The organism is Nonomuraea sp. NPDC005650 (genome assembly GCF_040605375.1).
Taxonomy (GTDB): Bacteria; Actinomycetota; Actinomycetes; order Streptosporangiales; family Streptosporangiaceae; genus Nonomuraea.
Genome location: NZ_JBEXCR010000016.1, coordinates 89,776 through 110,302 on the forward strand (window position 1 = coordinate 89,776; position 20,527 = coordinate 110,302).

The 20,527-nt window shown below is 70.2% G+C and carries 20 protein-coding genes; 16 read left to right on the top strand and 4 right to left on the bottom strand.

The features are described from left to right. Positions 1-36 precede the first annotated feature (36 nt). The 5 genes from arc to dop all read left to right on the top strand — a co-directional run bounded on the left by arc (position 37) and on the right by dop (position 8,178). Positions 37-1,800 carry a proteasome ATPase gene (gene arc / locus ABZS69_RS27295; protein WP_355377502.1) on the top strand — a complete coding sequence of 588 codons (1,764 nt, stop codon included), beginning with the start codon at positions 37-39 and terminating at the stop codon, positions 1,798-1,800. 138 nt (positions 1,801-1,938) lie between these two features. Continuing rightward, positions 1,939-4,179: a carbamoyltransferase HypF gene (gene hypF, locus ABZS69_RS27300; protein WP_355377503.1), complete on the top strand. Its 2,241-nt coding sequence runs from the start codon at positions 1,939-1,941 to the stop codon at positions 4,177-4,179. 84 nt (positions 4,180-4,263) lie between these two features. Further along, positions 4,264-5,430: a pyridoxal-phosphate dependent enzyme gene (locus ABZS69_RS27305; protein ID WP_355377505.1), complete on the top strand. Its 1,167-nt coding sequence runs from the start codon at positions 4,264-4,266 to the stop codon at positions 5,428-5,430. A 67-nt stretch (positions 5,431-5,497) separates the two neighbouring features. Next, positions 5,498-6,577, top strand: coding sequence for an acyltransferase (locus tag ABZS69_RS27310; protein WP_355377507.1), 1,080 nt, complete (start codon positions 5,498-5,500; stop codon positions 6,575-6,577). Positions 6,578-6,663: 86 nt separating this feature from the next. Beyond that, the gene (gene dop, locus ABZS69_RS27315; protein WP_355377509.1) at positions 6,664-8,178 is read left to right on the top strand and encodes a depupylase/deamidase Dop; all 1,515 of its coding nucleotides are present in this window, start codon (positions 6,664-6,666) and stop codon (positions 8,176-8,178) included. Between the two features lie 31 nt (positions 8,179-8,209). Here the strand turns inward: dop and ABZS69_RS27320 are convergent, their stop codons facing one another. Continuing rightward, positions 8,210-8,614, bottom strand: a complete 405-nt coding sequence (locus tag ABZS69_RS27320; protein ID WP_355377511.1) for a hypothetical protein — start codon at positions 8,612-8,614, stop codon at positions 8,210-8,212. A gap of 147 nt (positions 8,615-8,761) precedes the next feature. Between ABZS69_RS27320 and ABZS69_RS27325 the strand changes: the two genes are divergently transcribed. Together ABZS69_RS27325 and ABZS69_RS27330 are read left to right on the top strand one after the other, a co-directional pair. After that, a complete protein-coding gene (locus ABZS69_RS27325; RefSeq protein ID WP_188194040.1) occupies positions 8,762-8,971 on the top strand; it encodes a ubiquitin-like protein Pup in 210 nt (69 codons plus the stop codon). A gap of 35 nt (positions 8,972-9,006) precedes the next feature. Further along, positions 9,007-10,005, top strand: a complete 999-nt coding sequence (locus tag ABZS69_RS27330; protein WP_355377512.1) for an endonuclease VII domain-containing protein — start codon at positions 9,007-9,009, stop codon at positions 10,003-10,005. Here ABZS69_RS27330 and ABZS69_RS27335 read toward each other — a convergent pair. Next, positions 9,978-11,039, bottom strand: coding sequence for a DNA polymerase IV (locus tag ABZS69_RS27335; protein WP_355377514.1), 1,062 nt, complete (start codon positions 11,037-11,039; stop codon positions 9,978-9,980). The genes ABZS69_RS27330 and ABZS69_RS27335 overlap by 28 nt on opposite strands. Positions 11,040-11,264: 225 nt before the next feature. Continuing rightward, positions 11,265-11,498 (bottom strand): hypothetical protein, encoded by a 234-nt coding sequence (locus ABZS69_RS27340; RefSeq protein WP_355377516.1) that lies wholly within the window; start codon positions 11,496-11,498, stop codon positions 11,265-11,267. A 359-nt stretch (positions 11,499-11,857) separates the two neighbouring features. Here ABZS69_RS27340 and prcB point away from each other — a divergent pair, with 359 nt between their 5' ends. The 9 genes from prcB (at position 11,858) to ABZS69_RS27385 (ending at position 19,482) form a co-directional block, all read left to right on the top strand. Beyond that, entirely contained in the window at positions 11,858-12,706 is an 849-nt protein-coding gene (prcB, locus tag ABZS69_RS27345; RefSeq protein ID WP_355377518.1) for a proteasome subunit beta, read from the top strand. Positions 12,707-12,727: 21 nt separating this feature from the next. After that, positions 12,728-13,519, top strand: coding sequence for a proteasome subunit alpha (gene prcA, locus ABZS69_RS27350; protein WP_355377520.1), 792 nt, complete (start codon positions 12,728-12,730; stop codon positions 13,517-13,519). A gap of 355 nt (positions 13,520-13,874) precedes the next feature. Next, on the top strand, positions 13,875-14,444 hold the full coding sequence (locus tag ABZS69_RS27355; protein WP_355377522.1) for a hypothetical protein: 570 nt from the start codon (positions 13,875-13,877) through the stop codon (positions 14,442-14,444). Between the two features lie 153 nt (positions 14,445-14,597). Beyond that, on the top strand, positions 14,598-15,956 hold the full coding sequence (gene pafA / locus ABZS69_RS27360) for a Pup--protein ligase (RefSeq protein WP_185076838.1): 1,359 nt from the start codon (positions 14,598-14,600) through the stop codon (positions 15,954-15,956). A 104-nt stretch (positions 15,957-16,060) separates the two neighbouring features. Next, the gene (locus ABZS69_RS27365; protein ID WP_355377524.1) at positions 16,061-16,963 is read left to right on the top strand and encodes an FKBP-type peptidyl-prolyl cis-trans isomerase; all 903 of its coding nucleotides are present in this window, start codon (positions 16,061-16,063) and stop codon (positions 16,961-16,963) included. Positions 16,964-17,043: 80 nt separating this feature from the next. Further along, positions 17,044-17,943, top strand: coding sequence for an FKBP-type peptidyl-prolyl cis-trans isomerase (locus ABZS69_RS27370; protein ID WP_355377526.1), 900 nt, complete (start codon positions 17,044-17,046; stop codon positions 17,941-17,943). 15 nt (positions 17,944-17,958) lie between these two features. Next, a complete protein-coding gene (locus ABZS69_RS27375; RefSeq protein ID WP_355377528.1) occupies positions 17,959-18,315 on the top strand; it encodes a hypothetical protein in 357 nt (118 codons plus the stop codon). A 9-nt stretch (positions 18,316-18,324) separates the two neighbouring features. Beyond that, positions 18,325-18,969: a helix-turn-helix domain-containing protein gene (locus ABZS69_RS27380; RefSeq protein ID WP_355377529.1), complete on the top strand. Its 645-nt coding sequence runs from the start codon at positions 18,325-18,327 to the stop codon at positions 18,967-18,969. Between the two features lie 33 nt (positions 18,970-19,002). Beyond that, on the top strand, positions 19,003-19,482 hold the full coding sequence (locus tag ABZS69_RS27385) for a DUF3291 domain-containing protein (RefSeq protein WP_355377531.1): 480 nt from the start codon (positions 19,003-19,005) through the stop codon (positions 19,480-19,482). Here ABZS69_RS27385 and ABZS69_RS27390 read toward each other — a convergent pair. Beyond that, entirely contained in the window at positions 19,428-20,495 is a 1,068-nt protein-coding gene (locus ABZS69_RS27390) for a DUF3866 family protein (protein ID WP_355377532.1), read from the bottom strand. The two genes, ABZS69_RS27385 and ABZS69_RS27390, sit on opposite strands and share 55 nt — an antisense overlap. Positions 20,496-20,527 lie beyond the last annotated feature (32 nt).

Genomic DNA, 20,527 nt, shown 5'->3' on the forward strand with positions numbered 1-20,527 from the left:
AGTAGTCGCCCTCGACTGGGAAGGAGGTGACGGGGCGTGGCAGCTCGCGATGATGCTGAGGCTCGAGCCGCGCAGCGCGAACGGGAGGTCGCTGATCTTTCAACACAGGTCTCCTTCCTGCAGGAGGAGATCACCGCGCTGAGGCGGAAGCTGGCCGAGTCACCCCGTCAGGCCAGGGTCCTCGAAGAGCGTCTCCACGAGGCGCAGGCGAATCTCGCGGCCGTGACCGGCCAGAACGAACGCCTGGTCGCCACACTCAAGGAGGCCCGGGACCAAATCGTCGCTCTCAAGGAGGAGGTCGACCGGCTGGCGCAGCCGCCATCCGGTTTCGGCACCTTCCTCGAGACCAGAGAAGACGGCACCATCGAGGTGTTCACCGGCGGCCGCAAGCTCCGCGTGAACGTCAGCCCTGCCGTCGACATCGACTCGCTGCGGCGTGGCCAGGAGGTCATGCTCAACGAAGCGCTCAACGTGGTCGAAGCCCTCGGCTACGAAGAGGTCGGCGAGATCGTCATGCTCAAAGAACTGCTCGACGAGGGAAAGCGGGCCCTGGTCATCTCGCACGCCGACGAAGAGCGCGTCGTGCGACTGGCCGAGTCGCTGGTCGGCCAGCCCATCAGGGCGGGCGACTCGCTCCTGCTCGAGCCTCGCTCCGGCTACGTCTACGAGCGCATACCCAAGTCCGAAGTCGAAGAGCTCGTCCTCGAGGAGGTCCCCGACATCTCCTACGAGGAGATCGGCGGCCTCGGCAGGCAGATCGAGCAGATCAGGGACGCCATCGAGCTGCCCTACCTGCACGCCGACCTGTTCCGCGAGCACAAGCTCCGGCCCCCCAAGGGCGTGCTGCTGTACGGGCCGCCCGGATGCGGCAAGACGCTTATCGCCAAGGCGGTCGCCAACTCCCTGGCCAAGCAGGTCGCGGAGAAGACCGGCCAGTCCGGCAAGAGCTTCTTCCTCAACATCAAGGGCCCCGAGCTGCTCAACAAGTACGTCGGCGAGACCGAGCGGCACATCCGCCTGGTCTTCCAGCGGGCCAGGGAGAAGGCCTCCGAGGGCACCCCGGTGATCGTGTTCTTCGACGAGATGGACTCGATCTTCCGCACCCGAGGCTCCGGCGTCTCCTCCGACGTGGAGAACACCATCGTCCCTCAGCTGCTGTCGGAGATCGACGGCGTCGAGGGCCTGGAGAACGTCATCGTCATCGGCGCCTCCAACCGCGAGGACATGATCGACCCGGCGATCCTGCGGCCCGGCCGCCTGGACGTCAAGATCAAGATCGAGCGGCCGGACGCCGAGGCGGCCAAGGACATCTTCTCCAAGTACCTCATCGCCGACCTGCCGCTGCACCCGGACGACCTGGCCGAGCACTCCGAATCGCGCGAGGGCACCATCCAGGGCATGATCCAGAGCGTCGTCGAGCGCATGTACACCGAGAGCGAGGAAAACCGCTTCCTCGAGGTGACCTACGCCAACGGCGACAAGGAAGTCCTCTACTTCAAGGACTTCAACTCCGGCGCGATGATCCAGAACATCGTCGACCGCGGCAAGAAGATGGCCATCAAGCAGTTCCTCGAAACCGGCCAGAAGGGCCTGCGGGTGCAGCACCTGCTCACGGCCTGCGTGGACGAGTTCTCCGAGAACGAGGACCTGCCCAACACCACCAACCCCGACGACTGGGCCCGCATCTCCGGCAAGAAGGGCGAGCGGATCGTCTACATCCGCACGCTCGTCTCCGGCAAGCAGGGCACCGAAGCCGGCCGGTCCATCGACACCGTCGCCAACACCGGTCAGTACCTGTAGAACCCCTCGAACGGGAGGGCCGCCACGGCCCTCCCGTTCGCATGTCCGCACCCCCGGCCCCGGAGGCGGCGCGACGACGCCGAAGGTGACACGGCCGATACGCATGCGCGCCGCCCCGAACAGGCGCACACTGGGCTGATGACCACGCTCAAACGAGTTGACGTGCACGTCGAAGGCGTCGTCCAGGGCGTCGGCTTCCGCCCCTTCGTCCGCTCGCTCGCCAGCCGTCTGGGCCTGGCCGGGCGCGTGCGCAACGACGTCGACGGGGTGCACATCGAGATCGAAGGCGCTCTGGCGGGCGTCGAGGAGTTCCTGACCGCGCTCGAACGCGACGCGCCCGCCCTGTCCGAGATCGAACGCGTCACCGTCGTCAGCGCCCGGCCCGCCGGCCACCGCGGCTTCACCATCGCCGCCGGCGTCCCCTCCGGCCCGCTGCGCCCCCTCGTCTGCGCCGACCGCGCCACCTGTGACGACTGCCTGCGCGAGCTGGCCGACCCCGCCGACCGCCGCCACGGCTACCCGTTCATCAACTGCGCCCGCTGCGGGCCCCGCTTCACCATCGTGCGCGGCGTCCCCTACGACCGGCCCCTGACCACCATGGCCGGCTTCGGCATGTGCCAGGCGTGCGCCGCCGAGTACCACGCCCCAGGAAACCGCCGCTTCCACGCCCAGCCCACCTGCTGCCCCGCCTGCGGGCCCCGGCTGCGGCTGCGCGACGCCCGCGGCACCGAGCTGTGCGGCGACCCCGTCGCCGGCGCCGTCACCCTGCTGCGCGCCGGGCACGTACTCGCCGTCAAGGGCCTGGGCGGCTTCCACCTCGCCGTGCCCGCCGCCGACGAGCGGGCCGCCGCCCTGCTGCGCGGCCGCAAGCACCGGGAGGAGCAGCCGTTCGCCGTCATGGTGGCCGACCTGGCCCAGGCGCGGCGGCTGTGCGAGATCGACGAGCACGCCGCCGAGCTGCTCACCGGCCGCGCCCGGCCCATCGTGCTGCTGCCCCGCCTGCCCGGCGCGCCCGTCGCCGCCTCCGTGGCGCCCGCCACCCGCAGCCTCGGCCTCATGCTGCCCTACACGGCCCTGCACCACCTCCTGCTCGCCGAGCTCGCCGAACCCATGGTCCTCACCGGCGCGAACGTCTCCGGCGAGCCCATCGCCTACGAGGACGACGACGCGCTGACCCGGCTCAGCGGCATCGCCGACGCCTTCCTCGTCCACGACCGCCCCATCCACGTACGCACCGACGACTCGGTCGTACGGCCCATGGCCGGCGAGGTGACCGTGCTGCGCCGAGCCCGCGGGTACGCGCCCGAGCCGCTCGCCCTGCGCTGGCCCGCGCCCCGGCCGGTGCTCGCCTGCGGCGCCAAGCGGAAGAGCACCTTCTGCCTGGTCCAGGGGCGGCGCGCGTTCGTCTCCCAGCACATCGGCGACCTGGAGAACCACGAGACGCTGCGGTCGTTCGTCGAGGGCATCGACCACTACTGCGGCCTGTTCGGCATCCGGCCCGAGGTCGTGGCGCACGACCTGCACCCCGGCTACCTGTCCACCCGGCACGCCATGGAGATCCGCGGCGCCGAACTCCTCGGCGTCCAGCACCACCATGCCCACATCGCCTCCTGCCTGGCCGACAACGGCGACCCCGGGCCCGTGCTCGGCGTCGCCCTCGACGGGCTCGGCCACGGCCCCGACGGCACCCTGTGGGGCGGCGAGTTCCTCCGCGCCGACCTGACCTCCTTCGAGCGCCTCGGCCACCTCGCCCAGGTCCCCATGCCGGGCGGCGCCGCCGCCGTCCGGCAGCCCTGGCGCATGGCCGCCGCCTACCTCGGCGACGACCACCACGGCCTCGACGTGGCCCGCCGCAACCCCTGGGCCGAGGCCCTCGCGCTCGCCCCCACCGCCCCGCTGACCTCCAGCGCGGCCCGCCTCTTCGACGCCGTCGCGGCGGTGCTCGGCCTCCGCGACAAGATCACCTACGAGGGGCAGGCGGCCATCGAGCTCGAACAGCACGCCGACCCGGCCGAGCGCGGCACGTACGAGGCCGGGATCGCCCGCGGCGACCTGCTCGTCGTGCAGGGCGCCGACCTCGTCCGGGCCGCCGCCGCGGATCTGGCGGCCGGGGCCGGCACCCGCGCGATCGCCGGCCGCTTCCACAACGGCCTCGCCGACGCCGTCACCCGCGCCTGCGACACCCTGCGCGACTCCACCGGGCTGTCGGCGGTGGCGCTGTCGGGCGCGATGTTCCAGAACGCGCTGCTCCTGGAGGGCACCGTGGCCCGGCTGCGCGCGGCCGGGTTCCGGGTGCTCAAGCACGTGCGCGTGCCGCCCGGCGACGGCGGCGTCAGCCTCGGCCAGGCCGCCGTCGCCGCCGCCCGCGACCGCGCCTGACCGCCCACCCGTCCCGCATCGGCCCTGTTCCGGCGCGGAGTGGCGGGCCGGGGGAGAACGGCGGGCCCGCCTAGCATGGCGATCATGGAGTACCTCAACCCCGCCCGGGCCCCGTACACCGCGCACGACCGCGCGCTCATCGGGACCGAGCACGCCCGCCAGGCCCGCGCGCACTTCGCCCGGCACCCCTCCTACCGGCCCACGCCGGTGCACACCATTCCGGGCCTGGCCGGGACCGCGGCCGTCCACGTCAAGGACGAGAGCGGGCGCATGGGGCTGGGCAGCTTCAAGGCGCTCGGCGGCGCGTACGCCGTGCACCTGCTCGCCGAGCACGAGGGCGGCGGTACGCCGTTCGTGTGCGCCAGCGCGGGCAACCACGGGATCTCCGTCGCCTCCGGAGCCGCCGAGGTCGGCGTGGACTGCGTCGTGTACCTCAGCGAAGGCGTCCCCGAGGCGTTCGCCCAGCGGCTGCGCGGGCTCGGCGCCGAGGTGCGGCGCAGCGGCGACGACTACGACGCCAGCATGGCCGCCGCCATCGAGGCCGCCGAGCGGCACGGCTGGCGGCTGGTCGCCGACAGCTCCTGGAACGGCTACACCGGCATCCCGCTCGACATCATGCGCGGCTACACCGTCCTGTTCGACGAGCTCGCCGACCCGGGCGCCCTGCCCGCCGTCCCCCCGGAGACCGGCAGCCCTGCCGCGTCCTCAGGGGCGCCCGCCGGTCTCGAGGCGTACTCGGGCAGCCTCAACGGCTCCTCTGCCGCGACCGGCGGCCACAGCGCGCCCCGGAGCGCCGCGGGCGCGCCCACCCACGTGTTCGTCCAGGCCGGCGTCGGCGGGCTCGCCACCGCCGCCGCCGGATACGTGCGCGACCGCTGGGGCGAGCAGCCCAAGATCGTCGTGGTCGAGCCGGAAGCCGCGGCCTGCCTGCTCGAAAGCGCCCGCGCCGGCGAGCCCGTACGCGTCCAGGGCGGCCGCACCACCCTTGGCCGGCTCGACTGCCTGGAACCCTCCCTCATCGCCCACCAGTTCCTCCACCACCTCGCCGACCTCTACATGACGATCACCGACGAGCAGGCGGCCGACGCCGCCCGCCTCCTGGCCGGGCACGGCGTGCAACTGTCGGACTGCGGCGCCGCCGGAGCCGCCGGGCTGCTCGCCCTCACCCCGGCCGCCCGCGACGCGCTCGCGCTCGACGACGCCTCCCGCCCCCTGGTCGTGGGAACCGAGGGCCCGGTGGAACCAAAGTGATCCAGGTGACGTCAAAAATGGCGTGCACGCACCTAACCGGCCCAAGCATGCTCGGGGGGACGGCCGGTTGGCCGAGCTCGACCTCCTGCGCTTCATCGCCGCCCTGGCCGTCGTCGCCTTCCACTATCTGGTGGCGTACGCGTCCATCTGGGGGGCCAGGCCCGCCGCGCTGTTCCCGCCGCTGGCGCCGTTCGCGGGGTTAGGCATCCTCGGGGTCGAGCTGTTCTTCATCATCAGCGGGTTCGTCATCCTCATGACCGTGTGGGGGCGCGGCCTCGGCGGGTTCGCCCACTCCAGGCTCGTGCGCCTCTATCCCGCGTACTGGCTCAGCCTCGGCGCCACCGCGGCGCTCTACGGGCTCACCGGCGCCAAGGCGCTGGACCCAAAACTTTCACCAGGCGAATACCTGGTGAACGCCACCATGTTCCAGCGGTTGTTCAAGGTCACCGACGCCAGCCAGGTCTACTGGTCGCTCTGGGCCGAGCTCCGCTTCTACCTGCTGATGTCCATCCTGGTGATCATCGGGGTCACGTACGGGCGCGTCCTGATCTTCTCCGGCGTCTGGCTGGTGGCCGCCTTCGGTGCCGACCTGCTCGGCAACGAGGTCGTCAACGAGATCGTCATGCCCGACTACGCGCCCTACTTCATCGCCGGCATGTCCCTCTACCTCATCCACAAACACGGCAGCGCCTGGCTCCCGTGGCTCTACGTGGCCGGCGGGTACGCCATGTCGATCGGCTCCGCGCTCGACCGGGTGCACCGGCGCGTCGACAACGTCGGGTTCAAGAACATGCCCGTCACCGACGTCAGCGTGATCATCACCATCACGCTGATCTTCGCCGTGATGGCCGTCGCCGCCCTCGGGCTGATCCGCCTCAAACCGTCCAAGACGCTCACCGCGCTCGGCGGCATCACATACCCGCTTTACCTGTTCCATGGCGTCGTCGCGGTGGCCCTCATCCCAGCGCTCACCGGCCACATGCCCCCCTGGGCCATCGCCACCACGACCATCCTGACGGCCGTGGTGCTGTCGTATCTCGTGTACTCCTTTGCCGAACGCCCCATCCAGCGGCTACTCAAGCCTCGCAGACCCCCGCAAACCCCATCAGCTCCGGCCGTACAGGTTGAAAAGGCGTCGGTGCCATAACTCTGTGGCCTTGGGGCACTGTGAAGGGCATAGGCTCGGGCATATAAACGGCGGATAGACAGACCCGGACGAACAGAGGGTGTTGGATGACGGTGCGTCGGGTGATGGGCATCGAGACCGAGTACGGCATCTCCGTACCCGGCCAGCCAGGCGCCAACGCGATGGTGACCTCCTCACAGGTCGTCAACGCCTACCTGGCCGCCTCGGCGGCCCGGGCGCGCAGGGCCCGATGGGACTTCGAGGAAGAAAACCCCCTACGCGACGCGCGCGGCTTCGACCTGGCCAGGGAGGTCGCCGACTCCAGCCAGCTGACCGACGAGGACCTTGGCCTCGCCAACGTCATCCTCACCAACGGCGCCCGGCTCTACGTCGACCACGCCCACCCCGAATACAGCTCGCCCGAATGCACCAACCCCCGGGCCGCCGTCATCTGGGACAAAGCCGGCGAACGCGTGATGTACGACGCCGCCACCCGGGCCTCCGCGATCCCGGCCAACGCGCCCATCCAGCTCTACAAGAACAACACCGACGCCAAAGGCGCCTCCTACGGCTGCCACGAGAACTACCTCATGCGGCGCGCCACCCCCTTCGCCGACATCGTCCGGCACCTGACCCCCTTCTTCGTCTCCCGCCAGGTCGTCGTCGGCGCCGGCAAGGTCGGCATCGGCCAGGACTCCCGCGGCGAAGGCTTCCAGATCAGCCAGCGCGCCGACTTCTTCGAGGTCGAGGTCGGCCTCGAGACCACGCTCAAGCGGCCCATCATCAACACCCGCGACGAGCCGCACGCCGACCCCGAGAAGTACCGGCGGCTGCACGTGATCATCGGCGACGCCAACATGTCGGAAATTTCGACATATCTGAAGCTGGGCACCACCGCCCTCGTCCTCGCCATGATCGAAGAAGGCTTCCTCACCCGCGACCTCGCCGTCGAGAACCCCGTACAAGCCCTCCGGGCCGTCTCCCACGACCCCACCTGCCGCTACGAGATCGCCATGCGCGACGGCCGCAAGCTCACCGCCGTCCAGCTCCAGATGGAATACCTCGAACAAGCGCGCAAATACGTCGAAGAGCGAGGCACCGCCCAAGAGGAGATGAACAAGGACATCCTCGACCGCTGGGAATCCGTCCTCACCAGACTCGCCGAAGACCCCATGCAGCTCTCCCGCGAACTCGACTGGGTCGCCAAACTCGAACTCCTCGAGGGCTACCGCACCCGCGACAGCCTTCCCTGGTCCCACCCCAGGCTCCAGCTCGTCGACCTGCAATACTCCGACATCCGCCCCGACCGCGGCCTCTACAACCGCCTCGTCGCCCGCGGACGCATGCAACGCCTCGTCACCGAAGACGAGGTCCAGCGCGCCGTCGAACACCCGCCCACCGACACCCGCGCCTACTTCCGCGGCCGGTGCCTGCGCCAATACAGCGAATCCGTCGCCGCCGCCTCCTGGGACTCCGTCATCTTCGACATCCCCGGCCGCGAATCGCTCCAGCGCGTACCCACCCTCGAACCACTGCGCGGCACCAAGGCCCACGTCGGCGAGCTCTTCGACCGCTGCCGCACCGCCGCCGAACTCGTCGCCGCCCTCACCGGCGGCGACTAGCCGCTCCGGCGGAGACCGGCCCTCCGGTCTCCTAGAGCAGGCCCACGCCCAGCGTCAGCGTGCCCACCGCCAGGCACGCCCCACCCGCCACCGTCAACCAGATCAACCTGCTCGGCTTCGTGTCACTCGGACGCACCACCGACAGGAAGAAACCCAGCGGCATCAGGATCGGCGCGGCCACGATCAACGTCCGCGTCAGCGCCTTCACGCCCTCCGGCAGACTCGCCTGGTCCACGTACAGCATCGCCACCAGGGAGAACAGCACCAGCACGCCCGCATGCGCGTGCCCGGCCCGCCACAGGCCACGCCGGACGGGGTTGTCCAGATAGCCCGGGACGTCGCGCATCAGGAACTTCAGCAGGGTGACGCCGCCGAAGGCCACACCGGGGACTGTGATGAGGAGCACACCAGCCGTGCTCAGGGATGCGGGGGACATCGGAACCTCCTCGTGTGTCGGTGGTTCCATTATTGGATAGCTTGGCTATCTAGTCAAGCCGGCAAGATCGCTGGGCGATCGGCGCGAAATGTCGCCCGGTTCGGGGAAGATATGCCTTAGAGGCAGTCCCCCAACCGGAGGTAGGACATGGCAACCAAGGACACCGGCGGCCAGAAGCAGACCGGTCGGCGCGAGACCGAAGTCGAGGAGACCGAGGCCTCGGCGGCGCCGGACGTTCAGGAGCGGCAGGAGAAGCTCACTGACGACGTCGACGCAATTCTGGACGAAATCGACGAAGTTCTCGAAGAGAACGCAGAGGAATTTGTCAGGTCTTACGTACAGAAGGGCGGACAGTAGGGGGTAAATCGGACATAGGGAAGGAGGGAGGATCGGTGGAGACGCCGGATGGGTGTAAGCGGTGCCCGGACTGCGGGGAGGAAAAGGAGGTTGCCGAGTTCGGGCGCAATAAGCGGATGGCCGATGGGCTGGCGCGATATTGCAAGGCCTGCTTCCAGCGGCGTCACATGCAGAGTTATCGCAAGCGCATGGAAGAGCAAGGGAAGACCGTGCGTGAGCGCGTCGAAGTGCCTGATGGGCAGAAATACTGTCCCCGTTGTGCGGAGATCAAGCCTGTCGCCGACTTCGGAAAGAACAGGTCGCACAAGGACGGGCTCACCGATTACTGTAAGCCGTGTCATAACCGAGTGACGCGCGAAAACCGCATCGAGCACCATGGCAGCACTCGCAACTACCACCTGAAGCGCCGTTACGGCATCACCGAGGACGACTTCGAGCGCATGCTCGCCCGCCAGGGCGGGCTCTGCGCCGTCTGCCGGGCCGTGCCCGGCACGTTCGTCGACCACAGCCACGCGACCGGCCAGGTCCGGGGCATTCTCTGTTTCAACTGCAACAACGGGCTCGGCCACTTCGGCGACAATCTGGTGTTGCTGGAGTTGGCTGCCCTTTATCTGGACGGGGAGATTCTCTGGCCCGAGTTCGTTGCCCTCCCGCGGCCGCGCGCCTCCGATGAGGTGGCGCCGACGCGGAGTTATCACCTGACGCGGCGATATCAGGTGCGGCATGAGGACGTCGAGCGGATGATCTCGGCTCAGCATGGTTTGTGTGTGGTGTGCTGGGATCGGCCGCCCGAGCATGTGGACCATTGTCATCGCACCGGGGATGTGCGATATGCGCTGTGTCTGCCGTGCAATACGGGGATCGGGCAGTTCCGGGATGATCCCGGTGTGGTGTGGCGGGCGCTTTCTTATGTGGAGGCGACCGTTGAGGATTTCGACGACGTCGAGGTTTCGGAGGAGGAGCTTCGGGGGCTGATCGAGGCTGAGGAGAGGCTTCGGGGGGAGTTCTATTCGACGGTGTCGAGGGTGGGCTGATCGGCTTCGGGGAGGGTGTAGTCGACGGCGACGCCCAGGAGGCGGACCGGGCGGGTGAGGTCGAAGCGGGTGAGGATGGTGAGGGCCGCCTGCTGGACGGTGGCCGGGTCCGTGGTGGGGGCGGGGAGCTTTGACTGGCGGGTTCGGGTGAGGAACGGGGTGAAGCGGACCTTGACCGAGACCCGGGTGATTTCGCGGCCGGCTTCGCGGGCGTCGTGGGCGACCTGGGTGGCGAGGGCGGCGATGTGGTGGGCGATGTCGGCTTCGTCGGTGAGGTCGTGCTGGAAGGTGGTTTCGCGGCTGTGGCCGCGGGCGACCCAGGGTGTGGTGACGACTTCGGCTTCGCCTTTGCCGAGTGCGAGGTAGCGGTACCAGGGGCCGTTGGTGGGGCCGAAGTGGCGGGCGAGGCCGGCGGGGTCGGCGGCGGCGAGCTGGGCGACGGTGTGGAGGCCGAGGGCGGCGAGCCTTTTGGAGATCTTGGCGCCGATGCCCCAGAGGGCGTCGGTGGGGCGGTTGTTCATGATCTCGGCCCAGTTGTCGCTGGTGAGGCGGTAGATTCCGGCGGGTTTGGCGAGGCCTGAGGCGAGTTTGGCCTGGTGCTTGTTGTCGCCGATACCGATGGAGCAGGACAGCTGGGTGCGCTCTTGTACGGTTCGGCGGATGGTGTCGGCGAGGGTTTCCGGGTCGTCGGTGGTGGCGCCGAGGAAGGCTTCGTCCCAGCCCCAGATTTCGACGCGTACCGGGAATTCGCGGAGTACGGCCATGACGTGGGCGGAGGCGGCTTCGTAGGCGGGTGGGTCGCTGGGCAGGAAGATCGCTTCGGGGCAGCGTTTGAGCGCGGTGCGCAGTGGCGTGCCGGAGTGGACGCCGTGTTCGCGGGCTTCGTAGGTGGCGGTGGCGGCGACGGTGCGGGGTTGGGTGGGGTCTCCGGAGCCGCCGACGACGACGGGTTTGCCGCGGAGCTCGGGGTGGCGGAGGAGCTCGACGGCGGCGATGAACTGGTCGAGGTCGACGTGGAGGATCCAGTCCCTCATGGCTCCAAGTATCCCAAGTGTGTCGTGGGGTGGTGTGGAGCCTGCCGTCGCGGTGGTCGAGGGCGGGATGGTCGGAGGCGCGGTGGTCGGGGGCGGGGTGGTTGGAGGTGGGGTGGCGATGGTGACGGCGGCGGTCTCATCGGGGCTCCTGCCGCTGACGGTGGCGGCGGGGGGCCACGAAGGCGCAGCCGACCGGGCAGGTGCGCATCAGCTGGCGCGCCGACGTCAACGACGAGGTGCTCGTCGCCGACCCGTGCTGGAGCTCGCCGCTGGCCCGTGCTGGAGCTCGGCGCCGACGAGATGCTGCCCGTCACCGCCTACTGCCGCGACCCGGCCGGCTACCCGCAGGTCTGCCGCGCCGCAGGAGGCCGCCGCCGAGTGCTTGAAGGTGAGCGGGTCCCAGGCGAGCCCGGGGTTCTTGGAGTACGGGTTGAGCATGCGGGCGGGGCCGCCGGGCATGCGGACGGGGCCGCGGCTTGGGGTCGCCGAGGCCGCTGCCGCCGTGGAGTTGCCGGTAGAAGCCGGGTACGTCCGCGATCGTCAGGGGGAACGCCGCCCGCGCCGGTGCCGCAGGGCGTGAGGGGGACTGTGGCGATCGCCGCAGGTCGGCGGGGAATCGCAGGCCGGTCTCCTTGTTCGGGACGTGCGGGCATGCCGGCGGTCGCACGGCCGCGGGGAGCCGTAAGGAAACGATCCGAACACGGAACGGGGTGGCGTGTGATCACGCGGGTTCGCCGTGAGCTGATCGTGGGAAGTGCAGACAACAACGCAACATGAGTAGGGTCGCCCTAGGAACACTGACGTTTGGAGGGAGTCGCGTGGCATCGCACAGGGATCTGCCCGCCGGCTTGGTCAACCAGCTTTTCAGCAACACCGGAAGTTCCTCGTTCACGGAGTTTGTCAGCTCGTATGCGCCGGATTTGCTGCCGCAGCGGGATGAGGTGCTGGCCACCCCGATCGGCGACCAGGTCCCGCACGCGACGACGATCGTGGCCGCCACCTTCGCCGGTGGCGTGCTCATGGCGGGCGACCGGCGGGCGACGTCGGGCAACATCATCTCCCAGCGCGACGTGGAGAAGGTGTTCCGCACCGACGACTACTCGTGCATGGGCATCGCGGGCACGGCCAGCACCGGCATCGAGTTCGCCCGGCTGTTCCGGGTGGAGCTGGAGCACTACGAGAAGCTCGAGGGCCGCACGATGTCGGTGGCCGGCAAGGCCAACCGCCTGGCCACCATGATCAGGGGCAACCTGGCGATGGCGATGCAGGGGCTGGTGGTGGTGCCGCTGTTCTCCGCGTACGACCCCGACAAGGACGAGGGGCGCATCTTCAGCTACGACGTCGCGGGCGGGCCGTACGAGCGGGACAGGTTCGACGCGATCGGCTCCGGCTCGATCTTCGCGCGCGGCTCGCTGAAGAAGCTCTACCGCGACGGCGCGACGGCCGACGACATGGCGATGACCCTCATCCAGGCCCTCTACGACGCCGCCGACGACGACTCGGCGACCGGTGGGCCCGATGTGACCAGGCGGATCTGGCCGATCGTGTCGGTGATCGACGCGGACGGTTTCCGCCGGCTGAGCGAGGAGCAGGTCTCCAACTACGTGGAGCAGATGCTCGAAGCCCGCCTGATCTCGCCCGACGGCCCCATCGCCCCGCTGCGCTAGAAAGGACCACCGCACGTGTCCATGCCTTTTGGATATGCGTCCCCTGAGCAGATCATGCGGGACAAGGCCGACTACGCGCGCAAGGGCATCGCGCGGGGCCGTTCCGTCGTCGTGCTGCAGTACGTCGACGGCATCCTGTTCGTCGCGCCCAACCCGTCGCGGGCGCTGCACAAGATCAGCGAGATCTACGACCGCATCGGGTTCGCGGCCGTGGGCCGTTACAACGAGTTTGAGGAGCTGCGGCTCGGCGGCATCCGCTACGCCGACATCAACGGCTACACCTACGACCGCTCCGACGTGACCGGGCGTGGCCTGGCCAACCTGTACGCCTCCAACCTGGGCCGCATCTTCACCGAGTCGATCAAGTCGCTGGAGGTGGAGGTCGTGGTCGCCGAGGTCGGCGAGACCAAGGACGGCGACGCGATCTACCGGCTCACCTTCGACGGGTCGGTCTTCGACGAGCACGGCTTCGCGGCCATGGGCGGCCAGGCGGACGCGGTGTCCACGCGGCTCAAGGAGCGCTACCGCGAGTCGATGTCGCTGGCCGACGCGCTGGAGGTGGCGCTGACGGCGCTCACCGAGCCGGGTGGCGAGCGGCCGCCGGTGGCACAGCTGGAGGTGGCGGTCCTCGACCGCAACCGGGAGCACCGCAAGTTCCTGCGGCTCACGGGCGCCCGCCTGGAGCGCCTGCTGGCCCAGACCACCACCCCGCCCGCGCCGGCCACCCCGCCGCCCGCGGCCAAGCCTTCGGGGGACACCCCGCCTCCCACGGGGCCTGAGGGCGACGTGGACGACGGCTCGTCGCCGCTGTAACCGTCCCGCTTTCCGAACCCGCCAGGGGCCGCTACGGCGGCGTCTGGCGGGTTTTTCGTTGGCCTCCGGTACGGGGGGTGGGGGTGCGGCGGCGGTGAAGTGCGCATGGTCCGGCGGCCGACGCGGTGAAGGGTGGGCTGGAGGCCCGCGGCGGGAGCGGCAGGGCTTGGGGAGCGCGGCCGGTGGCTCGGGGAGAGGGCGTGGCGGTGGCTCGGGGAGAGCGGGCGGCGAGGGCTCGGGGGAGTGGGAGTGGTGGGGGAGTAGGGGAGTGGGAGTGGTGAGAGGTTGGGGGAGTGTGATCTGTATCACTGGAGTAGGGGCGAACTTCGGACGGTGATGGCGGATCTCAGAATCCGTGAACACTCCCAAGCGTGGTTTCCTGGTGGCAGGTGCCGCCGTGGCCGTGGTGCTGAGCTCCGGCGTGGCCGCCCACGCCGCCCCCGCGGCCGTCGGCGCGGCGGGCGTGGCGGGCGCGTCGTCCGTGGCCACCGCCGCGGCGTTCCCCAAGTTCAAGGCGCCCAAGCCCTTCGGCACGAGTTTCCAGGCCGACCCGAAGCACGACTTCACCAAGGGCATCCACTCCCGTCACGACGGCGTCCTGCGCGGCCGGATCACCGAGATCCGCGGTGACGTGGCCGAGTACCAGCCCATCAAGTGGAAGAAGGGCACCGAGACCGAGGGCTACTTCGTGGCCCCGCCCGAGGGCGACGTCACGGCGTACGCCTCGACTGTCGCCAAGGACGTGGTCTACCTGTCGGCGTTCGGCTGCGGGAAGTCGGAGGGCGGCATGACGGTCAACCGGGACACGGGGCTCGGCAACAAGCGTTGCGCCAGGTCGGTGCTGATGAAGCGGGACGGGAAGCCCGCGCTCATCACGGTCTACAAGGGGAAGATCGTCCAGGTTCAGGAGATCTGGACTCCCTGACGCCGCAGGCCCTGGAACGGCGGGAAGACGGCACCGCGCCCCGTGGGGGCGGGCGCGGGACGAAAGGGATGAACAAGGGGTCTCAGAGGACCGGGTGGGAAAACACCTGGAAGATCTCTCCCGCTCGCCGATCCGTGGGCATAGTGTGAGGTGATGGATCGTCGCATCTTCGGGCTGGAGAACGAGTACGGTGTGACCTGCACGTTCAGGGGGCAGCGCAGGCTGTCGCCCGACGAGGTCGCGCGCTACCTGTTCCGGCGGGTCGTGTCCTGGGGCCGATCGAGCAACGTCTTCCTTCGCAACGGCGCGCGTCTCTACCTCGACGTGGGCAGCCATCCTGAATACGCAACACCCGAGTGTGACAACGTCATCGAGCTCGTCACCCACGACAAGGCGGGCGAGCGCATCCTCGAGGGCCTGCTGGTCGACGCCGAGAAGCGGCTTCGCGAAGAGGGCATCGCGGGTGACATCTATCTGTTCAAGAACAACACGGACTCGGCCGGAAACTCCTACGGCTGCCACGAGAACTACCTGGTCGGCAGGCACGGGGAGTTCGGGCGGCTGGCGGACGTGCTGATCCCGTTCCTGGTGACGCGGCAGATCATCTGCGGGGCCGGCAAGGTCCTGCAGACGCCCCGCGGCGCCGTCTATTGCGTCTCACAGCGGGCCGAGCACATCTGGGAGGGCGTCTCCAGCGCCACCACCCGGTCCCGGCCCATCATCAACACCCGCGACGAGCCGCACGCCGACGCCGAGCGGTTCCGCCGCCTGCACGTCATCGTCGGCGACTCCAACATGAGCGAGACCACGATGCTGCTCAAGGTCGGCGCCACCGACCTGGTGCTGCGCATGATCGAGTCGGGCACGGTGATGCGGGACCTGTCGCTGGAAAACCCGATCAGGGCCATCCGCGAGGTCTCCCACGACATGACCGGCCGCCGCAGGGTGCGCCTGGCCAACGGGCGGGAGGCCTCCAGCCTGGAGATCCAGCAGGAATACCTGTCCAAGGCGAAGGACTTCGTCGACCGCCGCGGCGGCGACGCCATCGCCCACCGGGTGCTGGAGCTGTGGGAGCGCACGCTCAACGCGGTCGACACCGGCAACCTCGACCTGGTCTCGCGGGAGATCGACTGGGTGACGAAATACCAGCTCATCGAGCGCTACCGGAAGAAGTACGACCTGCCGCTGTCCTCGCCCAGGGTGGCCCAGCTCGACCTGGCCTACCACGACGTGCACCGCAAGCGCGGCCTGTTCTACCTGCTGCAGAAGCGCGGCTCGGTGGAGCGGGTGGCGTCCGACCTGAAGATCTTCGAGGCCAAGTCGGTGCCGCCGCAGACGACCAGGGCGCGGCTGCGCGGCGAGTTCATCCGCAAGGCGCAGGAGAAGCGGCGCGACTTCACCGTCGACTGGGTGCATCTCAAGCTGAACGACCAGGCCCAGCGCACGGTGCTGTGCAAGGATCCGTTCCGGAGCGTGGACGAGAGGGTGGACAAACTCATAGCCGGGATGTAGCGCTTCGTTTACCTCGGGCCTACCCGGAAGTCGGGTAGGGTGACGCGAATCTGCCGTCTTTCCGAGGGAAACCCATGCGCCGCGCTATGGCCGTACTGGCCGCCGTGCCATTGATCCTTTTCGCCGCCGCGTGCGGCTCCGACGGTGCGAGCACCGGCGCCACCACCGGCGCCGGCACGGGGGTCAAGGTCACCGGTGACGTGGGCGCCAAGCCCACGGTGACCTTCCCCTCCGGCACGCCCGCCACCAAGTCGTCGTACGAGGTGATCCAGCCGGGCAACGGCGACGGGATCAAGTCCGGCGACCGCGTGATCGTCAACCTGACCGTCTACAACTGGGACGGCAAGGGCAACGGGGTGCAGGGTTCCTCCTACGACACCAAGAAGCCCGAGACGATCGCGGTCGACCAGCAGATCCCGCAGGTGCTGCAGGAGGGCTTCACCAAGGTCAAGCACGGCGGGCGGCTGCTGGCCGTGCTCGCCAACGACTCCGTCCCCGCGCAGCAGGCCACGCAGCAGCCGGCCGAGCCGACGAAGGTGTTCGTGTTCGACATCGTCGGCACCCAGCCGCCGCCGCTGAAGGCCGCCACGGGCAAGGAGACCGGCGAGAGCCTCAAGGGCGTCAAGGTCGTCAGCCCGGGCGGCGACAAGGCGCCCACGCTGACCACGAAGACGGACGACAAGCCGTCGGACAAGCTCGTCGTCAAGACCCTCATCGAGGGCACCGGCCCGAAGGTGGAGGCCAGCCAGACGCTCACGGTCCACTACACGGGCAAGCTGTGGGGCTCCGACAAGCAGTTCGACTCCAGCTGGGAGCGGGGCCAGCCGGCCGAGTTCCCGCTGTCGGGGGTCATCAAGGGCTGGCAGGAGGGCCTGGCCGGGGTGCCGGTCGGCAGCCGGGTCGTGATGAGCATCCCGCCGGACCTGGGCTACGGCGACCAGGAGCAGCAGGGCATCCCCGCCAAGAGCACCCTGGTGTTCGTGGTGGACATCCTGGGCGCCGCCTGACCCACGACCCCGTCCGGCCCGCCCGCGCGGGCCGGACGCGGTAGCATCGCCAGGCCCAGCCCCGCCGCGTGGGAGGACCGATGCGCCGCCGCCGTACCGCCGCGATACTGCCGGTCCTGCTGCTGCTGGCCGGCTGCGCGGGCGGCGTCGCGCGCGACCTCGGCATGACGGTGGGCGGGCCGTTCGGCGCCAGGCCGACGATCGCCTTCGCGGGCGGCGGGCCCGCCGCGGGGCTGCGGGTGGAGGAGCTGGAGAGCGGTGCGGGCGCCCCGCTCGGCGCCGACGACCTCGCGATCGTCCAGTACACCGCGCACGTCTGGGACGGCAGGGACAACCGCGTGGTCGACTCCACCTTCGACCGGGGCACCCCGGCCGCGTTCGCGCTGGGCGAGCTGCCGCCGGGGCTGGACGGCGCGCTGCGGGGCCGCCGGGTCGGCAGCCGGGTCGTGGCCGCCGTCCCGCCGCAGTACCGCGGCGGCGCGCAGCCGCCGCCCGGCGTCGGGCCAGGAGACGAGCTGGTCTACGTCGTCGACATCATCGCCGCCCACCCCAAGGGCGCCTCGGTCGAGGCGGGTGGCGGCTCGCTGGCGGGCGTGCGCGTCACCGCCGGCGCCCCGCCCGCGCTGGAGGTGCCCGCCACCGCCCCGCCGCCCGCGTTCGAGGCCAGGGTGCTGGTCAGGGGTGAGGGGCGCGGCACGCGGGCCGGGCAGCTCGTGGTCGCCCAGTACGAGGGCGCGGTCTGGGGCAGCCGCCGCGTCTTCGAGGCCACCTGGACGAGCGGCCGCCCCAAGGCGTTCAAGGTCGGCGACGGCGGCGTGCTCAAGGGGTGGGAGCGGGCCCTGGTGGGGGTGCCGGCCGGCAGCCGGGTCCTGATGGTCGTCCCGCCCTCGTACGGCTACGGCCCCGCCGGAGACCCCGCCCACGGCATCACGGGCACCGACACGCTCGTCTACGTCGTGGATCTCATCGCGGCGTATTGAGGCAGGATGAGCCTCATGATCCGTACATTTCTCGTCATCGTGTCGGCTTTAGCGGTCCTTCTCGGCGGAACGACGGCCGCGTCCGCCGCCGCCGGCCCGCCCTTCTGTAAGGGCGTCAAGAAGCCCTGCGTCGTGGGCGGCGACGCCGGCACGACGTGGGTCAACACCTCCGCCTCCAGCAAGGCCCAGGCGAAGGCCGTGGCCGACCGCGTGCTGCGCAACGCCAAGGCCGCCTACCGCAAGTACCGCGCGCCCGAGTGGGTCGACATCTGGGTGATCAAGAAGGGCGCGTGCTGGCGCAGGTACGGCAACGTCCCGTCCAACGCCAGCCGCGCGTGCACGTACAAGCACGTGGAGCGGAAGCTTTCGTAGACTCCCGATGTGAGTAGCGACGACCTCGACGCGCTGGCCCTCCTGCACGACCCCGTACGCCGCAGCCTGTACGCGGCCGTCGCGGCCCGCGGCGGCGACGTGGGCAGGGGAGAGGCGGCAGAAGCCGCGGGCGTCTCCAGGACCCTCGCCGGCCACCACCTCGACAAGCTCGTCGAGGCGGGGCTGCTGGAGAGCGGTTTCCGGCAGCAGGAGAAGAAGGGGCCGGGCAGCGGCCGGCCCGCCAAGGTCTACCGCCGGGCCAGGGGCGAGCGGTCGGTGAGCCTGCCGCCGCGCGACTACGCCGCGCTCGCCTCCGTCCTGGCCGAGGTCGTGGACGCGCTGGGCGCCGAGGAGCGGGCCGAGCGGGTGGCGCGCGAGGCCGGCGCCCGGCTGGCCAAGGGGCACGCGGGCGAGCCCGTCGAGCGGGTGCTCCAGGAGCGCGGCTACGAGCCGTACGAGGAGGGCGGCGCGCTGCGCCTGCGCAACTGCCCCTTCCACGTGCTGGCCGAGGAGCAGCCGCTGCTGGTGTGCTCCATGAACCTGGCCCTGTGCCAGGGGCTGCTCGAAGGGCTCGGCGACGAGCCGGACCGGGCCAGGCTCGACCCGCGGCCGGGGGAGTGCTGCGTCTCCCTCTCTAAAACAAATGAGGATTGACATAGAAGGCGGACGGGTGGTGTGCTGAGCGTCATGCATCTCGCTGAGCTGAACATCGCCCATCTGCGCGCGCCCATCGACAGTCAGGAGCTCGCCGAGTTCGTCGCCCTCCTCGAGCCCGTCAACACCGTCGCCGACGAGGCCCCCGGGTTCGTGTGGCGGCTGAAGGAGAGCGAGAGCGACCCCACCGCCACCGTCATCCACGACTACGGCGACCACCTGCTGCTGAACTTCTCGGTGTGGGAGTCGCTGGACACCCTGTGGAACTACACCTACCGCAGCGCCCATCTGGGCGTGCTGCGCCGGCGCAGGGAGTGGTTCCTGCGCCTGGCGGAGCCGTACATGGTGATGTGGTGGATCCCCGAGGGTCACATCCCGACGCTGGCCGAGGGGATGGCGCGGCTGGAGCGCCTCAGGGCCGAGGGGCCGAGCCCCGAGGCGTTCACGTTCAAGGACTCCTACGACAGCAGCGAGGCCGCCAGCCTGCCCGCCGCCGCCGAGGCCAGGAAGTAGGGCAGGTCCTCCTCCAGGCCCCTGCCCATCGTCGACAGGCGCACCGGCGACTCCCGCAGCGCCTCGTGCAGGCCCTCCACCGGCACCGGCACCAGGCGGTGCCGGACGGCCAGCAGCTCGGACTGGTCCCTGACCCGCTCGCCGAACTCCCCGGGCAGTTCCGGCACCGGCACGTCGGCGGGCGTCAGGGCGACCCGCCCGTAGGCGGTCAGCGAGTGGTGCGAGACCCCGTAGTGGCGCTCGCGCAGGTCGCCCTCGCTGACCCGCAGGGCCGCCACCGGGCGGCCGCGCAGCACGCCCGCCGCGTTGACCGCCTCGCCCGCCGACACGCCGGAGAACCCCCATTTGGTGCCCGTGCCCAGATTGCCGGGACCCTGCGTGACGATCGCCACGTCGGCCTCCAGCACGTGCCGGGCCGCCAGCAGCCCGGTGTGGACGGTCACCGCCTCCACGTCGCCGCCGAACGACTGCCCGACCGTCACCACGCCCGCCAGCCAGCCGATCTCCCGCAGGCGGGCCGCCGCCATCGAGAACCACACCGGCAGCGCGCCGCCGTCCTGCATCACGTACGCCACCCGCGTGCCGGGCCGGTCGGCGTACAGGCCGCACAGGATCGGGGCCAGCGCCGAGTGCAGGTCGGCGACCACGACCGGCATCCCGTCCAGGGAATCGGCCTCGCGCAAACGGTCGTGATGCGGGGAGTCCTGCTCGTCGGCGCCCAGCACCGTGGCCTGCAGCGGCGTGTAGCGCGCCTTCACCAGGTGCCCGGGACCGGCGGGATCTTGCGGCAAACGGTTAGGGACGGCCACCACCATGGCGTAACCTCCCGTACCGAGACCCATCGCGAGCGCGGTCGTGTTGAGCAGCACCTCGTCACCGGGTTCCGGGCGGCCGACCAACGGAGGATAGGCCAGAGCCCGGCACTCCCCCTCGGGGACGGCGACGTCCAGCTCCACCGCTCCCGGCCACTCGCGTCGGATCCGTACAACCTCGCCCTTGCGCCATCTGATCACGGGGGCAGGGTAGCGTCGATGGAGGAGGAGTG

Excerpts from the sequence above, each read along its gene's own strand:
- hypF (WP_355377503.1), top strand. The coding sequence starts at position 1,939 with ATGACCACGCTCAAACGAGTTGACGTGCACGTCGAAGGCGTCGTCCAG.
- ABZS69_RS27305 (WP_355377505.1), top strand. The coding sequence starts at position 4,264 with ATGGAGTACCTCAACCCCGCCCGGGCCCCGTACACCGCGCACGACCGC.
- dop (WP_355377509.1), top strand. The coding sequence starts at position 6,664 with ATGACGGTGCGTCGGGTGATGGGCATCGAGACCGAGTACGGCATCTCC.
- ABZS69_RS27320 (WP_355377511.1), bottom strand. The coding sequence starts at position 8,614 with ATGTCCCCCGCATCCCTGAGCACGGCTGGTGTGCTCCTCATCACAGTC.
- ABZS69_RS27325 (WP_188194040.1), top strand. The coding sequence starts at position 8,762 with ATGGCAACCAAGGACACCGGCGGCCAGAAGCAGACCGGTCGGCGCGAG.
- ABZS69_RS27335 (WP_355377514.1), bottom strand. The coding sequence starts at position 11,039 with ATGAGGGACTGGATCCTCCACGTCGACCTCGACCAGTTCATCGCCGCC.
- ABZS69_RS27340 (WP_355377516.1), bottom strand. The coding sequence starts at position 11,498 with ATGCCCGGCGGCCCCGCCCGCATGCTCAACCCGTACTCCAAGAACCCC.
- prcA (WP_355377520.1), top strand. The coding sequence starts at position 12,728 with ATGCCTTTTGGATATGCGTCCCCTGAGCAGATCATGCGGGACAAGGCC.
- pafA (WP_185076838.1), top strand. The coding sequence starts at position 14,598 with ATGGATCGTCGCATCTTCGGGCTGGAGAACGAGTACGGTGTGACCTGC.
- ABZS69_RS27370 (WP_355377526.1), top strand. The coding sequence starts at position 17,044 with ATGCGCCGCCGCCGTACCGCCGCGATACTGCCGGTCCTGCTGCTGCTG.
- ABZS69_RS27375 (WP_355377528.1), top strand. The coding sequence starts at position 17,959 with ATGATCCGTACATTTCTCGTCATCGTGTCGGCTTTAGCGGTCCTTCTC.
- ABZS69_RS27385 (WP_355377531.1), top strand. The coding sequence starts at position 19,003 with ATGCATCTCGCTGAGCTGAACATCGCCCATCTGCGCGCGCCCATCGAC.